We start from the raw sequence: 14,433 nt of genomic DNA on the forward strand, positions 1-14,433 counted from the left end.
ATGAAGCTATATGTAATAGGTAATGGCTTTGATGTTCATCATGGCCTTGACACTAGGTATACATCTTTTGGGCTTTATCTCAAAAATAACTACTGGGAAACTTATGAGCTATTGCTCGACTATTACGGGTTTGCTGACTTAGACCCAGATTTTCCAACAACAATGTCAGACCCTTTATGGTCTGAATTTGAAACGAGTATGTCACTGCTTGATAAAGATTCAGTTTTGGAAGCAAACATGGATGCAATGCCAAACTATTCTTCAGATGACTTTCGAGACAGAGACCGATACACGCTTGAAATTGAGATGGAGCGAATACTTGGCCTTCTAACCACTGAACTGTATAAAGCATTCAAAGAGTTCATTTTGGCTGTACAGTTTCCTCAGTTTGATCACAGCCGATCAGTAAACATTGATAGAGACGCTGTTTACCTCACATTCAACTACACAGATACGCTTTCTCAATACTACGCAATCCCCGATAAGAACGTGCTATTCATTCACGGGAAAGCCGATGAACATATTGATGAGTTAATTCTCGGTCATGGTGTTGATCCTGAAAATTTCAAAGAGAAACCTGCCGAACCACCATCAGGATTGAGTGATGAAGATTTAGAACGTTGGATGGAATATCAATCTGATCAATATGACTACTCATTCGAGCGTGGTAAGGATGCGGTCAATCAGTATTTCTCAGCAACTTTCAAGGGAACAGACCAGATCATAAAAAACAATGAAGACTTCTTTGCAAAGCTCGGCAATATTGATGAAGTATATGTTCTCGGTCACTCATTAGCTGACGTAGATTTACCCTACTTCAAGAAGTTGGAGCAATCAGTCAGACCTGATGCTAAATGGGTTGTAACTTTTTATGACCCTGATGATGAGAAAGTACACGGTGAAACTCTAACAGGACTTGGAATAGCCAACGTTGCAGTTGTCAGAATGGAACAGATCTAAGCAAAAGCCTGAAATATCATTAGCGATTGTGGTGGATTCTAACATTGTTTTTTCTAAATTTTGCTTATGCGAAGAATTCAATTTTGAACACCAGCTCTAACTCGAAATTGTCCAGAAACGTGTTTTATAAAATGGCAGTCCAAACACAAAAGAACCAGCCAAATGAACCCCGAAAAGGGGTATAAGGGCAATAACAGGGCTGGTTTGTAGTCGTTTTATCGTAAACTCTCCATCGAGAGAAGCAATGACGATATCTCCATGTTTTGCATCAATCGAACTATCTACTATGACGATATCTCCATCTAGAATCTGTGCGTCCATAATAGAAGTACCAGATACTCGTAAAAAGTATGTGCCTGAAGGGTGCTTGATCAGCAAAGAGTTTAAATCAATACGATCCTCTAAGTAATCACTCGCAGGAGAAGGAAACCCCGCAGGGATCTGCTCTGCGAAAAAAGGTAATGGAAGGGCTTCATCTACGGTGCATGGGATTAATTGGGGTCGTCTCAGAATTCGGAAAATAAAGCACGCTAAGGCGTAGTCACCCCGTGACTCCCCCGCGCCGATGCAGCGAGCTTCGTTCCGTCTTGCAGTGACGCAATCAGCGGGCAGGAAACGTTCCCTTTCCGCGCATGGCAGGCGCACACCAGTTCAGACAGCACGGCCTCCATGCGTGCCAAGTCGGCCATCTTCTCGCGCACATCCTTGAGCTTGTGCTCGGCCAGGCCGCTGGCTTCCTCGCAATGGGTGCCATCCTCCAGCCGCAGTAGCTCGGCGATTTCGTCCAGGCTAAAGCCCAGCCGCTGGGCCGATTTCACGAACCGCACTCGTGTTACATCCGCCTCGCCATAGCGGCGAATGCTGCCATAGGGCTTGTCTGGCTCCGGCAGCAGGCCCTTGCGCTGGTAGAACCGGATGGTCTCCACATTGACCCCGGCCGCCTTGGCAAAAACGCCAATGGTCAGATTCTCAAAATTAATTTGCATATCGCTTGACTCCGTACATAACTACGGAAGTAAGCTTAAGCTATCCAAACCAAATTTGAAAGGACAAGCGTATGTCTGAACCACAAAAGTCTGAACCACAAAACGGGCGCGGCGCGCTCTTCGCCGGTGGGCTGGCCGCCATTCTTGCGTCGGCCTGCTGCCTGGGGCCGCTGGTTTTGATCGCCTTGGGGTTCAGCGGGGCATGGATCGGCAACCTGACGGTGCTGGAACCCTATCGCCCGATCTTCATCGGCGCAGCGCTGGTCGCGCTGTTTTTCGCCTGGCGGCGCATCTACCGCCCGGCGCAAGCCTGCAAACCGGGTGAGGTCTGCGCGATTCCCCAAGTGCGAGCTACTTACAAGCTCATTTTCTGGATCGTGGCCGCGCTGGTCCTGGTCTCGCTCGGATTTCCCTACGTCATGCCATTTTTCTATTAATCACAGGAGTTCATCATGAAAAAACTGTTTGCCGCCCTCGCCCTCGCTGCCGTTGTTGCCCCCGTGTGGGCCGCCACCCAGACCGTCACGCTGTCCGTGCCTGGCATGACCTGCGCCTCTTGCCCGATCACTGTCAAGCACGCGCTTTCCAAGGTTGAGGGCGTGAGCAAGACCGACGTAAGTTTCGACAAGCGCCAGGCCGTCGTCACCTTCGACGATGCCAAGACCAACGTCCAGAAGTTGACCAAGGCGACCGAGGACGCGGGCTATCCGTCCAGCCTCAAACGCTGATCCGTTAACCGAACTCGGGAGCGACACATGGGACTCATCACGCGCATCGCTGGCAAAACCGGCGCGCTCGGCAGCGTCGTTTCCGCGATGGGCTGCGCCGCCTGTTTTCCTGCCATCGCCAGCTTTGGCGCGGCCATCGGACTGGGCTTCTTGAGCCAGTACGAGGGGCTATTCATTGGCATCCTGCTGCCGATGTTCGCCGGCATCGCGTTACTCGCCAATGCTATCGCTTGGCTCAATCATCGACAGTGGCGACGCACGGCGCTCGGCACGATAGGCCCGATCTTGGTGCTGGCAGCGGTGTTTTTAATGCGGGCTTACGGCTGGCAGAGCGGTGGACTGCTCTATGTCGGCCTGGCCTTGATGGTTGGGGTGTCGGTCTGGGATTTCATCTCGCCAGCACATCGCCGCTGCGGGCCGGACAGCTGTGAATTGCCAGAACAACGTGGCTGACGGCAACAGCCGTAGCCACCACAGAAAAGGAAAAATACATGACCACCCTGAAAATCACCGGGATGACCTGCGACTCGTGCGCGGCTCACGTCAAGGAAGCCTTGGAGAAAGTGCCCGGCGTGCAATCGGCGCTGGTGTCCTATCCGAAGGGCACAGCGCAACTCGCCATTGAGGCGGGCACGTCATCGGATGCGCTGACTACCGCCGTGGCCGGACTGGGCTACGAGGCAACGCTTGCCGATGCGCCACCGACGGACAACCGCGCCGGCCTGCTCGACAAGATGCGCGGCTGGATAGGGGCCGCTGATAAGCCCAGTGGCAACGAACGCCCGTTGCAGGTCGTCGTCATTGGTAGCGGTGGAGCCGCGATGGCGGCAGCACTGAAGGCCGTCGAGCAAGGCGCGCAGGTCACGCTGATTGAGCGCGGCACCATCGGCGGCACCTGCGTCAACGTCGGTTGTGTGCCGTCCAAGATCATGATCCGCGCCGCCCACATCGCCCATCTGCGCCGGGAAAGCCCATTCGACGGCGGCATGCCACCCACACCGCCGACGATCTTGCGCGAGCGGCTGCTGGCCCAGCAGCAGGCCCGTGTCGAAGAACTCCGTCATGCCAAGTACGAAGGCATCCTGGACGGCAATTCAGCCATCACCGTTCTGCACGGTGAAGCGCGTTTCAAGGACGACCAGAGCCTTATCGTTAGTTTGAACGAGGGTGGCGAGCGCGTCGTGATGTTCGACCGCTGCCTGGTCGCCACGGGTGCCAGCCCGGCGGTCCCGCCGATTCCGGGCTTGAAAGAGTCACCCTACTGGACTTCCACCGAGGCCCTGGCGAGCGACACCATTCCCGAACGCCTTGCCGTAATCGGCTCGTCGGTGGTGGCGCTGGAGCTGGCGCAAGCCTTTGCCCGGCTGGGCAGCAAGGTCACGGCCCTGGCGCGCAATACCTTGTTCTTCCGTGAAGACCCGGCCATCGGCGAGGCGGTGACAGCCGCTTTCCGTGCCGAGGGCATCGAGGTGCTGGAGCACACGCAAGCCAGCCAGGTCGCCCATATGGACGGTGAATTCGTGCTGACCACCACGCACGGTGAATTGCGCGCCGACAAGCTGCTGGTCGCCACCGGCCGGACACCGAACACGCGCAGCCTGGCATTGGAAGCGGCGGGGGTAGCCGTCAATGCGCAGGGGGCCATCGTCATCGACAAGGGCATGCGCACCAGTAGCCCGAACATCTACGCGGCCGGCGACTGCACCGACCAGCCGCAGTTCGTCTATGTGGCGGCAGCGGCCGGCACTCGTGCGGCGATCAACATGACTGGCGGCGATGCGGCCCTGGACCTGACCGCAATGCCGGCCGTGGTGTTCACCGACCCGCAGGTCGCCACCGTGGGCTACAGCGAGGCGGAAGCACATCACGACGGGATCGAGACCGACAGTCGCCTGCTAACACTGGATAACGTGCCGCGTGCGCTTGCCAACTTCGACACACGCGGCTTCATCAAGCTGGTCATCGAGGAAGGTAGCGGACGGCTCATCGGCGTGCAAGCGGTGGCCCCGGAAGCGGGTGAACTGATCCAGACGGCGGTGCTCGCCATTCGCAACCGTATGACCGTGCAGGAACTGGCCGACCAATTGTTCCCCTACCTGACCATGGTCGAAGGGCTGAAGCTCGCGGCGCAGACCTTCAGCAAGGACGTGAAGCAGCTTTCGTGCTGCGCCGGATGAGGAAAAGGAGGTGTTCAATGAGCGCCTACACAGTGTCCCGGCTGGCCCTTGATGCCGGGGTGAGCGTGCATATCGTGCGCGACTACCTGCTGCGCGGATTGCTACGGCCGGTCGCGTACACCACGGGCGGCTACGGCTTGTTCGATGACACCGCGTTGCAACGGCTGCGCTTTGTACGGGCTGCCTTCGAAGCGGGTATCGGCCTGGACGCACTGGCGCGGCTGTGCCGGGCGCTGGATGCTGCGGACGGTGACGGTGCGTCTGCGCAGCTTGCCGTGTTGCGGCAACTCGTCGAGCGTCGGCGCGAGGCCCTGGCCAGCCTCGAAATGCAACTGGCCGCCATGCCAACCGAACCGGCACAGCACGCGGAGAGTCTGCCATGAACAGCCCAGAGCACTTGCCGTCTGAGACGCACAAACCGATCACCGGCTACTTGTGGGGCGCGCTGGCCGTGCTCACCTGTCCCTGCCATTTGCCGATTCTCGCCATTGTGCTAGCCGGCACGACGGCCGGCGCGTTCATCGGGGAGCACTGGGGTATTGCAGCCCTCACGCTGACCGGCTTGTTTGTCCTGTCTGTGACGCGGCTGCTGCGGGCCTTCAAGGGAAGATCATGACCGCTTCCCAGCCAGCCGAGAGTGGGCAGCTTTGAGCTTCGCTACCAATCTGGAGGAGTACCACCATGAACGCAAACGCCCCGAACACTGCCAGTTGCACCACCTGCTGCGTATGCTGCAAAGAAATTCCGCTCGATGCCGCCTTCACCCCGGAAGGCGCGGAATACGTCGAACATTTCTGCGGGCTGGATTGCTATGAACGCTTCCAGGCACGCGCCAAGGCCGCGACAGAATCTGACATTGCGCCTGTCCCTGGCGGTTCGCAGCCGTCAGATTGAGGCATACCCTAACCTGATGTCAGATGCCATGTGTAAATTGCGTCAGGATAGGATTGAATTTTGAATTTATTGACATATCTCGTTGAAGGTCATAGAGTCTTCCCTGACATTTTGCAGGGAATTCCATGACTGGACAGCGCATTGGGTATATCAGGGTCAGCACCTTCGACCAGAACCCGGAACGGCAACTGGAAGGCGTCAAGGTTGATCGCGCTTTTAGCGACAAGGCATCCGGCAAGGATGTCAAGCGTCCGCAACTGGAAGCGCTGATAAGCTTCGCCCGCACCGGCGACACCGTGGTGGTGCATAGCATGGATCGCCTGGCGCGCAATCTCGATGATTTGCGCCGGATCGTGCAAACGCTGACACAACGCGGCGTGCATATCGAATTCGTCAAGGAACACCTCAGTTTTACTGGCGAAGACTCTCCGATGGCGAACCTGATGCTCTCGGTGATGGGCGCGTTCGCCGAGTTCGAGCGCGCCCTGATCCGCGAGCGTCAGCGCGAGGGTATTGCGCTCGCCAAGCAACGCGGGGCTTACCGTGGCAGGAAGAAATCCCTGTCGTCTGAGCGTATTGCCGAACTGCGCCAACGTGTCGAGGCTGGCGAGCAAAAGACCAAGCTTGCTCGTGAATTCGGAATCAGTCGCGAAACCCTGTATCAATACTTGAGAACGGATCAGTAAATATGCCACGTCGTTCCATCCTGTCCGCCGCCGAGCGGGAAAGCCTGCTGGCGTTGCCGGACTCCAAGGACGACCTGATCCGACATTACACATTCAACGATACCGACCTCTCGATCATCCGACAGCGGCGCGGGCCAGCCAATCGGCTGGGCTTCGCGGTGCAGCTCTGTTACCTGCGCTTTCCCGGCGTCATCCTGGGCGTCGATGAACTACCGTTCCCGCCCTTGTTGAAGCTGGTCGCCGACCAGCTCAAGGTCGGCGTCGAAAGCTGGAACGAGTACGGCCAGCGGGAGCAGACCCGGCGCGAGCACCTGAGCGAGCTGCAAACCGTGTTCGGTTTCCGGCCCTTCACCATGAGCCATTACCGGCAGGCCGTCCAGATGCTGACCGAGCTGGCGATGCAAACCGACAAAGGCATCGTGCTGGCCAGCGCCTTGATCGGGCACCTGCGGCGGCAGTCGGTCATTCTGCCCGCCCTCAACGCCGTCGAGCGGGCGAGTGCCGAGGCGATCACCCGTGCTAACCGGCGCATCTACGACGCCTTGGCCGAACCACTGGCGGACGCGCATCGCCGCCGCCTCGACGATCTGCTCAAGCGCCGGGACAACGGCAAGACGACCTGGTTGGCTTGGTTGCGCCAGTCTCCGGCCAAGCCAAATTCGCGGCATATGCTGGAACACATCGAACGCCTCAAGGCATGGCAGGCACTCGATCTGCCTACCGGCATCGAGCGGCTGGTTCACCAGAACCGCCTGCTCAAGATTGCCCGCGAGGGCGGCCAGATGACACCCGCCGACCTGGCCAAATTCGAGCCGCAACGGCGCTACGCCACTCTCGTGGCGCTGGCCACCGAGGGCATGGCCACCGTCACCGACGAAATCATCGACCTGCACGACCGCATCCTGGGTAAGCTGTTTAACGCTGCCAAGAATAAGCATCAGCAGCAGTTCCAGGCGTCAGGCAAGGCCATCAACGCCAAGGTACGTCTGTACGGGCGCATCGGTCAGGCGCTGATCGACGCCAAGCAATCAGGCCGCGATGCGTTTGCCGCCATCGAGGCCGTCATGTCCTGGGATTCCTTTGCCGAGAGCGTCACCGAGGCGCAGAAGCTCGCGCAACCCGATGACTTCGATTTCCTGCATCGCATCGGCGAGAGCTACGCCACCCTGCGCCGCTATGCACCGGAATTCCTTGCCGTGCTCAAGCTGCGGGCCGCGCCCGCCGCCAAAAACGTGCTTGATGCCATTGAGGTGCTGCGCGGCATGAACACCGACAACGCCCGCAAGCTGCCAGCCGATGCACCGACCGGCTTCATCAAGCCGCGCTGGCAGAAACTGGTGATGACCGACGCCGGCATCGACCGGCGCTACTACGAACTGTGCGCGCTGTCCGAGTTGAAGAACTCCCTGCGCTCGGGCGACATCTGGGTGCAGGGTTCACGCCAGTTCAAGGACTTCGAGGACTACCTGGTACCGCCCGAGAAGTTCACCAGCCTCAAGCAGTCCAGCGAATTGCCGCTGGCCGTGGCCACCGACTGCGAACAATATCTGCATGAGCGGCTGACGCTGCTGGAAGCACAACTTGCCACCGTCAACCGCATGGCGGCAGCCAACGACCTGCCGGATGCCATCATCACCGAGTCGGGCTTGAAGATCACGCCGCTGGATGCGGCGGTGCCCGACACCGCGCAGGCGCTGATAGACCAGACAGCCATGGTCCTGCCGCACGTCAAGATCACCGAACTGCTGCTCGAAGTCGATGAGTGGACGGGCTTCACCCGGCACTTCACGCACTTGAAATCGGGCGATCTGGCCAAGGACAAGAACCTGTTGTTGACCACGATCCTGGCCGACGCGATCAACCTGGGCCTGACCAAGATGGCCGAGTCCTGCCCCGGCACGACCTACGCGAAGCTCGCTTGGCTGCAAGCCTGGCATACCCGCGACGAAACGTACTCGACAGCGTTGGCTGAACTGGTCAACGCTCAGTTTCGGCATCCCTTTGCCGGGCACTGGGGCGATGGCACCACATCATCATCGGACGGACAGAATTTCCGAACCGCTAGCAAGGCAAAGAGCACGGGGCACATCAACCCAAAATATGGCAGCAGCCCAGGACGGACTTTCTACACCCACATCTCCGACCAATACGCGCCATTCCACACCAAGGTGGTCAATGTCGGCCTGCGCGACTCAACCTACGTGCTCGACGGCCTGCTGTACCACGAATCCGACCTGCGGATCGAGGAGCACTACACCGACACGGCGGGCTTCACCGATCACGTCTTCGCCCTGATGCACCTCTTGGGCTTCCGCTTCGCGCCGCGCATCCGCGACCTGGGCGACACCAAGCTCTACATCCCGAAGGGCGATGCCGCCTATGACGCGCTCAAGCCGATGATCGGCGGCACGCTCAACATCAAGCACGTCCGCGCCCATTGGGACGAAATCCTGCGGCTGGCCACCTCGATCAAGCAGGGCACGGTGACGGCCTCGCTGATGCTCAGGAAACTCGGCAGCTACCCGCGCCAGAACGGCTTGGCCGTCGCGCTGCGCGAGTTGGGCCGCATCGAGCGCACGCTGTTCATCCTCGACTGGCTGCAAAGCGTCGAGCTACGCCGCCGCGTGCATGCCGGGCTGAACAAGGGCGAGGCGCGCAATGCGCTGGCCCGTGCCGTGTTCTTCAACCGCCTTGGTGAAATCCGTGACCGCAGTTTCGAGCAGCAGCGCTACCGGGCCAGCGGCCTCAACCTGGTGACGGCGGCCATCGTGCTGTGGAACACGGTCTACCTGGAGCGTGCGGCGCATGCGTTGCGCGGCAATGGTCATGCCGTCGATGACTCGCTATTGCAGTACCTGTCGCCACTCGGCTGGGAGCACATCAACCTGACCGGTGATTACCTATGGCGCAGCAGCGCCAAGATCGGCGCGGGGAAGTTCAGGCCGCTACGGCCTCTGCAACCGGCTTAGCGTGCTTTATTTTCCGTTTTCTGAGACGACCCCTATTATGGCGAAGGTATCATTCAGGAAGCGTTGATGAAGGATTATCTCTGTAAAAAGTTATTCAACCGGCTTTCCGGTACCCTGGTGATCAGAGCGCGCTGCGGCAATAACATTACTGGCCTGGCATGTTGCAATATTCTTTATCCCTCGCCCCGATACAGCGGTCAGCTGCATATTAAAGAGCTGTATGTTTCTCAGTGCGATCGAAATAAGGGCACGGGTAAAGCGATAATGCGCTTTATAGCCCGGCTTGCGCTTGAACAGGAATGCCTTAGCCTTAGCTGGAACGCTGAAAAATCCAACCCCGGCGCTAACCGTTTTTATCAGGCTCTGGGAGGCAGAATAAATGATCATATCGTCAATTATTACCTCCACGGGGAGAGCCTGAGCAAACTGGCCTCAGGCATTTGAGAAGCACACGGTCACACTGCTTCCGGTAGTCAATAAACCGGTAAACCAGCAATAGACATAAGCGGCTATTTAACGACCCTGCCCTGAACCGACGACCGGGTCGAATTTGCTTTCGAATTTCTGCCATTCATCCGCTTATTATCACTTATTCAGGCGTAGCAACCAGGCGTTTAAGGGCACCAATAACTGCCTTAAAAAAATTACGCCCCGCCCTGCCACTCATCGCAGTACTGTTGTAATTCATTAAGCATTCTGCCGACATGGAAGCCATCACAAACGGCATGATGAACCTGAATCGCCAGCGGCATCAGCACCTTGTCGCCTTGCGTATAATATTTGCCCATGGTGAAAACGGGGGCGAAGAAGTTGTCCATATTGGCCACGTTTAAATCAAAACTGGTGAAACTCACCCAGGGATTGGCTGAGACGAAAAACATATTCTCAATAAACCCTTTAGGGAAATAGGCCAGGTTTTCACCGTAACACGCCACATCTTGCGAATATATGTGTAGAAACTGCCGGAAATCGTCGTGGTATTCACTCCAGAGCGATGAAAACGTTTCAGTTTGCTCATGGAAAACGGTGTAACAAGGGTGAACACTATCCCATATCACCAGCTCACCGTCTTTCATTGCCATACGGAATTCCGGATGAGCATTCATCAGGCGGGCAAGAATGTGAATAAAGGCCGGATAAAACTTGTGCTTATTTTTCTTTACGGTCTTTAAAAAGGCCGTAATATCCAGCTGAACGGTCTGGTTATAGGTACATTGAGCAACTGACTGAAATGCCTCAAAATGTTCTTTACGATGCCATTGGGATATATCAACGGTGGTATATCCAGTGATTTTTTTCTCCATTTTAGCTTCCTTAGCTCCTGAAAATCTCGATAACTCAAAAAATACGCCCGGTAGTGATCTTATTTCATTATGGTGAAAGTTGGAACCTCTTACGTGCCGATCAACGTCTCATTTTCGCCAAAAGTTGGCCCAGGGCTTCCCGGTATCAACAGGGACACCAGGATTTATTTATTCTGCGAAGTGATCTTCCGTCACAGGTATTTATTCGGCGCAAAGTGCGTCGGGTGATGCTGCCAACTTACTGATTTAGTGTATGATGGTGTTTTTGAGGTGCTCCAGTGGCTTCTGTTTCTATCAGCTGTCCCTCCTGTTCAGCTACTGACGGGGTGGTGCGTAACGGCAAAAGCACCGCCGGACATCAGCGCTATCTCTGCTCTCACTGCCGTAAAACATGGCAACTGCAGTTCACTTACACCGCTTCTCAACCCGGTACGCACCAGAAAATCATTGATATGGCCATGAATGGCGTTGGATGCCGGGCAACCGCCCGCATTATGGGCGTTGGCCTCAACACGATTTTCCGCCATTTAAAAAACTCAGGCCGCAGTCGGTAACCTCGCGCATACAGCCGGGCAGTGACGTCATCGTCTGCGCGGAAATGGACGAACAGTGGGGATACGTCGGGGCTAAATCGCGCCAGCGCTGGCTGTTTTACGCGTATGACAGGCTCCGGAAGACGGTTGTTGCGCACGTATTCGGTGAACGCACTATGGCGACGCTGGGGCGTCTTATGAGCCTGCTGTCACCCTTTGACGTGGTGATATGGATGACGGATGGCTGGCCGCTGTATGAATCCCGCCTGAAGGGAAAGCTGCACGTAATCAGCAAGCGATATACGCAGCGAATTGAGCGGCATAACCTGAATCTGAGGCAGCACCTGGCACGGCTGGGACGGAAGTCGCTGTCGTTCTCAAAATCGGTGGAGCTGCATGACAAAGTCATCGGGCATTATCTGAACATAAAACACTATCAATAAGTTGGAGTCATTACCAACCATGGCGTACATGCCAAAGTTTCCACGCCAGTGCATTTACGAAAAGCACGTACTTGCTATGATCATTTAGCTGGCGAAGTTGCCGTTAAGATCTATGATTCCCTTTGTCAACAGCAATGGATCACTGAAAATGGTTCAATGATCACATTAAGTGGTATTCAATATTTTCATGAAATGGGAATTGACGTTCCTTCCAAACATTCACGTAAAATCTGTTGTGCGTGTTTAGATTGGAGTGAACGCCGTTTCCATTTAGGTGGGTACGTTGGAGCCGCATTATTTTCGCTTTATGAATCTAAAGGGTGGTTAACTCGACATCTTGGTTACCGTGAAGTTACCATCACGGAAAAAGGTTATGCTGCTTTTAAGACCCACTTTCACATTTAAGTTGTTTTTCTAATCCGCATATGATCAATTCAAGGCCGAATAAGAAGGCTGGCTCTGCACCTTGGTGATCAAATAATTCGATAGCTTGTCGTAATAATGGCGGCATACTATCAGTAGTAGGTGTTTCCCTTTCTTCTTTAGCGACTTGATGCTCTTGATCTTCCAATACGCAACCTAAAGTAAAATGCCCCACAGCGCTGAGTGCATATAATGCATTCTCTAGTGAAAAACCTTGTTGGCATAAAAAGGCTAATTGATTTTCGAGAGTTTCATACTGTTTTTCTGTAGGCCGTGTACCTAAATGTACTTTTGCTCCATCGCGATGACTTAGTAAAGCACATCTAAAACTTTTAGCGTTATTACGTAAAAAATCTTGCCAGCTTTCCCCTTCTAAAGGGCAAAAGTGAGTATGGTGCCTATCTAACATCTCAATGGCTAAGGCGTCGAGCAAAGCCCGCTTATTTTTTACATGCCAATACAATGTAGGCTGCTCTACACCTAGCTTCTGGGCGAGTTTACGGGTTGTTAAACCTTCGATTCCGACCTCATTAAGCAGCTCTAATGCGCTGTTAATCACTTTACTTTTATCTAATCTAGACATCATTAATTCCTAATTTTTGTTGACACTCTATCATTGATAGAGTTATTTTACCACTCCCTATCAGTGATAGAGAAAAGTGAAATGAATAGTTCGACAAAGATCGCATTGGTAATTACGTTACTCGATGCCATGGGGATTGGCCTTATCATGCCAGTCTTGCCAACGTTATTACGTGAATTTATTGCTTCGGAAGATATCGCTAACCACTTTGGCGTATTGCTTGCACTTTATGCGTTAATGCAGGTTATCTTTGCTCCTTGGCTTGGAAAAATGTCTGACCGATTTGGTCGGCGCCCAGTGCTGTTGTTGTCATTAATAGGCGCATCGCTGGATTACTTATTGCTGGCTTTTTCAAGTGCGCTTTGGATGCTGTATTTAGGCCGTTTGCTTTCAGGGATCACAGGAGCTACTGGGGCTGTCGCGGCATCGGTCATTGCCGATACCACCTCAGCTTCTCAACGCGTGAAGTGGTTCGGTTGGTTAGGGGCAAGTTTTGGGCTTGGTTTAATAGCGGGGCCTATTATTGGTGGTTTTGCAGGAGAGATTTCACCGCATAGTCCCTTTTTTATCGCTGCGTTGCTAAATATTGTCACTTTCCTTGTGGTTATGTTTTGGTTCCGTGAAACCAAAAATACACGTGATAATACAGATACCGAAGTAGGGGTTGAGACGCAATCGAATTCGGTATACATCACTTTATTTAAAACGATGCCCATTTTGTTGATTATTTATTTTTCAGCGCAATTGATAGGCCAAATTCCCGCAACGGTGTGGGTGCTATTTACCGAAAATCGTTTTGGATGGAATAGCATGATGGTTGGCTTTTCATTAGCGGGTCTTGGTCTTTTACACTCAGTATTCCAAGCCTTTGTGGCAGGAAGAATAGCCACTAAATGGGGCGAAAAAACGGCAGTACTGCTCGGATTTATTGCAGATAGTAGTGCATTTGCCTTTTTAGCGTTTATATCTGAAGGTTGGTTAGTTTTCCCTGTTTTAATTTTATTGGCTGGTGGTGGGATCGCTTTACCTGCATTACAGGGAGTGATGTCTATCCAAACAAAGAGTCATCAGCAAGGTGCTTTACAGGGATTATTGGTGAGCCTTACCAATGCAACCGGTGTTATTGGCCCATTACTGTTTGCTGTTATTTATAATCATTCACTACCAATTTGGGATGGCTGGATTTGGATTATTGGTTTAGCGTTTTACTGTATTATTATCCTGCTATCGATGACCTTCATGTTAACCCCTCAAGCTCAGGGGAGTAAACAGGAGACAAGTGCTTAGTTATTTCGTCACCAAATGATGTTATTCCGCGAAATATAATGACCCTCTTGATAACCCAAGAGGGCATTTTTTACGATAAAGAAGATTTAGCTTCAAATAAAACCTATCTATTTTATTTATCTTTCAAGCTCAATAAAAAGCCGCGGTAAATAGCAATAAATTGGCCTTTTTTATCGGCAAGCTCTTTTAGGTTTTTCGCATGTATTGCGATATGCATAAACCAGCCATTGAGTAAGTTTTTAAGCACATCATCATCATAAGCTTTAAGTTGGTTCTCTTGGATCAATTTGCTGACAATGGCGTTTACCTTACCAGTAATGTATTCAAGGCTAATTTTTTCAAGTTCATTCCAACCAATGATAGGCATCACTTCTTGGATAGGGATAAGGTTTTTATTATTATCAATAATATAATCAAGGTGATGCTGCCAACTTACTGATTTAGTGTATGATGGTGTTTT

17 protein-coding genes and 2 pseudogenes are annotated in these 14,433 nt (G+C 53.7%); 14 read left to right on the forward strand and 5 right to left on the reverse strand.

Annotated elements, in window-relative coordinates; all coding sequences use genetic code 11:
* Positions 1–960: a bacteriophage abortive infection AbiH family protein gene (locus M1E93_RS20040; protein WP_011264071.1), complete on the forward strand. Its 960-nt coding sequence runs from the start codon at positions 1–3 to the stop codon at positions 958–960.
* Positions 961–1,056: 96 nt separating this feature from the next.
* Here the strand turns inward: M1E93_RS20040 and umuD are convergent, their stop codons facing one another.
* The gene (umuD, locus tag M1E93_RS20045) at positions 1,057–1,605 is read right to left on the reverse strand and encodes a translesion error-prone DNA polymerase V autoproteolytic subunit (RefSeq protein ID WP_241026952.1); all 549 of its coding nucleotides are present in this window, start codon (positions 1,603–1,605) and stop codon (positions 1,057–1,059) included.
* Complete coding sequence (gene merR, locus M1E93_RS20050; protein WP_001166628.1) at positions 1,491–1,946, reverse strand: Hg(II)-responsive transcriptional regulator; 456 nt, start codon at positions 1,944–1,946, stop codon at positions 1,491–1,493. The genes umuD and merR overlap by 115 nt, the downstream gene beginning before the upstream one ends.
* Before the next feature lie 71 nt (positions 1,947–2,017).
* Between merR and merT the strand changes: the two genes are divergently transcribed.
* From merT to M1E93_RS20100, 10 genes are all read left to right on the forward strand, one after another.
* On the forward strand, positions 2,018–2,383 hold the full coding sequence (merT, locus tag M1E93_RS20055) for a mercuric ion transporter MerT (RefSeq protein ID WP_001294656.1): 366 nt from the start codon (positions 2,018–2,020) through the stop codon (positions 2,381–2,383).
* 15 nt (positions 2,384–2,398) lie between these two features.
* Positions 2,399–2,674 carry a mercury resistance system periplasmic binding protein MerP gene (gene merP / locus M1E93_RS20060; protein WP_000732275.1) on the forward strand — a complete coding sequence of 92 codons (276 nt, stop codon included), beginning with the start codon at positions 2,399–2,401 and terminating at the stop codon, positions 2,672–2,674.
* Positions 2,675–2,701: 27 nt separating this feature from the next.
* Positions 2,702–3,127: an organomercurial transporter MerC gene (merC, locus tag M1E93_RS20065; protein WP_000522996.1), complete on the forward strand. Its 426-nt coding sequence runs from the start codon at positions 2,702–2,704 to the stop codon at positions 3,125–3,127.
* 38 nt (positions 3,128–3,165) lie between these two features.
* On the forward strand, positions 3,166–4,851 hold the full coding sequence (gene merA, locus M1E93_RS20070) for a mercury(II) reductase (protein ID WP_000209296.1): 1,686 nt from the start codon (positions 3,166–3,168) through the stop codon (positions 4,849–4,851).
* A 17-nt stretch (positions 4,852–4,868) separates the two neighbouring features.
* The gene (gene merD, locus M1E93_RS20075; protein WP_001277466.1) at positions 4,869–5,234 is read left to right on the forward strand and encodes a mercury resistance co-regulator MerD; all 366 of its coding nucleotides are present in this window, start codon (positions 4,869–4,871) and stop codon (positions 5,232–5,234) included.
* Entirely contained in the window at positions 5,231–5,467 is a 237-nt protein-coding gene (gene merE, locus M1E93_RS20080) for a broad-spectrum mercury transporter MerE (protein ID WP_001087807.1), read from the forward strand. Before merD ends, merE begins: the two co-directional genes overlap by 4 nt.
* A 65-nt stretch (positions 5,468–5,532) precedes the next feature.
* Entirely contained in the window at positions 5,533–5,745 is a 213-nt protein-coding gene (locus tag M1E93_RS20085; RefSeq protein ID WP_000993245.1) for a DUF3330 domain-containing protein, read from the forward strand.
* A gap of 125 nt (positions 5,746–5,870) precedes the next feature.
* Complete coding sequence (locus tag M1E93_RS20090; protein ID WP_000147567.1) at positions 5,871–6,431, forward strand: recombinase family protein; 561 nt, start codon at positions 5,871–5,873, stop codon at positions 6,429–6,431.
* Between the two features lie 2 nt (positions 6,432–6,433).
* Positions 6,434–9,400, forward strand: coding sequence for a Tn3-like element TnAs3 family transposase (locus tag M1E93_RS20095; RefSeq protein WP_001138064.1), 2,967 nt, complete (start codon positions 6,434–6,436; stop codon positions 9,398–9,400).
* A gap of 66 nt (positions 9,401–9,466) precedes the next feature.
* Positions 9,467–9,844, forward strand: a complete 378-nt coding sequence (locus M1E93_RS20100) for a GNAT family N-acetyltransferase (RefSeq protein ID WP_000656305.1) — start codon at positions 9,467–9,469, stop codon at positions 9,842–9,844.
* A 200-nt stretch (positions 9,845–10,044) separates the two neighbouring features.
* Here M1E93_RS20100 and M1E93_RS20105 read toward each other — a convergent pair whose 3' ends face one another.
* Positions 10,045–10,704 (reverse strand): type A-1 chloramphenicol O-acetyltransferase, encoded by a 660-nt coding sequence (locus tag M1E93_RS20105; RefSeq protein ID WP_000412211.1) that lies wholly within the window; start codon positions 10,702–10,704, stop codon positions 10,045–10,047.
* 278 nt (positions 10,705–10,982) lie between these two features.
* Here M1E93_RS20105 and M1E93_RS20110 point away from each other — a divergent pair.
* Together M1E93_RS20110 and M1E93_RS20115 are read left to right on the forward strand one after the other, a co-directional pair.
* A protein-coding gene (locus tag M1E93_RS20110; RefSeq protein ID WP_095033700.1) for an IS1-like element IS1B family transposase occupies positions 10,983–11,680 on the forward strand; the annotation gives its coding sequence in 2 pieces (ribosomal slippage) (positions 10,983–11,232 and positions 11,232–11,680; 699 coding nt in all).
* A pseudogene (locus M1E93_RS20115) lies at positions 11,681–12,085 on the forward strand (transcriptional regulator); the annotation flags it as partial.
* Here the strand turns inward: M1E93_RS20115 and tetR(B) are convergent.
* Complete coding sequence (gene tetR(B) / locus M1E93_RS20120) at positions 12,063–12,686, reverse strand: tetracycline resistance transcriptional repressor TetR(B) (RefSeq protein WP_000088605.1); 624 nt, start codon at positions 12,684–12,686, stop codon at positions 12,063–12,065. The pseudogene M1E93_RS20115 and the gene tetR(B) overlap by 23 nt on opposite strands.
* A gap of 81 nt (positions 12,687–12,767) precedes the next feature.
* Between tetR(B) and tet(B) the strand changes: the two genes are divergently transcribed.
* A complete protein-coding gene (tet(B), locus tag M1E93_RS20125) occupies positions 12,768–13,973 on the forward strand; it encodes a tetracycline efflux MFS transporter Tet(B) (protein WP_001089072.1) in 1,206 nt (401 codons plus the stop codon).
* A 112-nt stretch (positions 13,974–14,085) separates the two neighbouring features.
* Here tet(B) and M1E93_RS20130 read toward each other — a convergent pair.
* Positions 14,086–14,403 (reverse strand): annotated as a pseudogene (locus M1E93_RS20130) (tetracyline resistance-associated transcriptional repressor TetC); the annotation flags it as partial.
* Positions 14,404–14,433 lie beyond the last annotated feature (30 nt).

Origin of the sequence: Providencia sp. PROV272, assembly GCF_049901975.1 — a bacterium.
GTDB lineage: Bacteria > Pseudomonadota > Gammaproteobacteria > Enterobacterales > Enterobacteriaceae > Providencia > Providencia stuartii.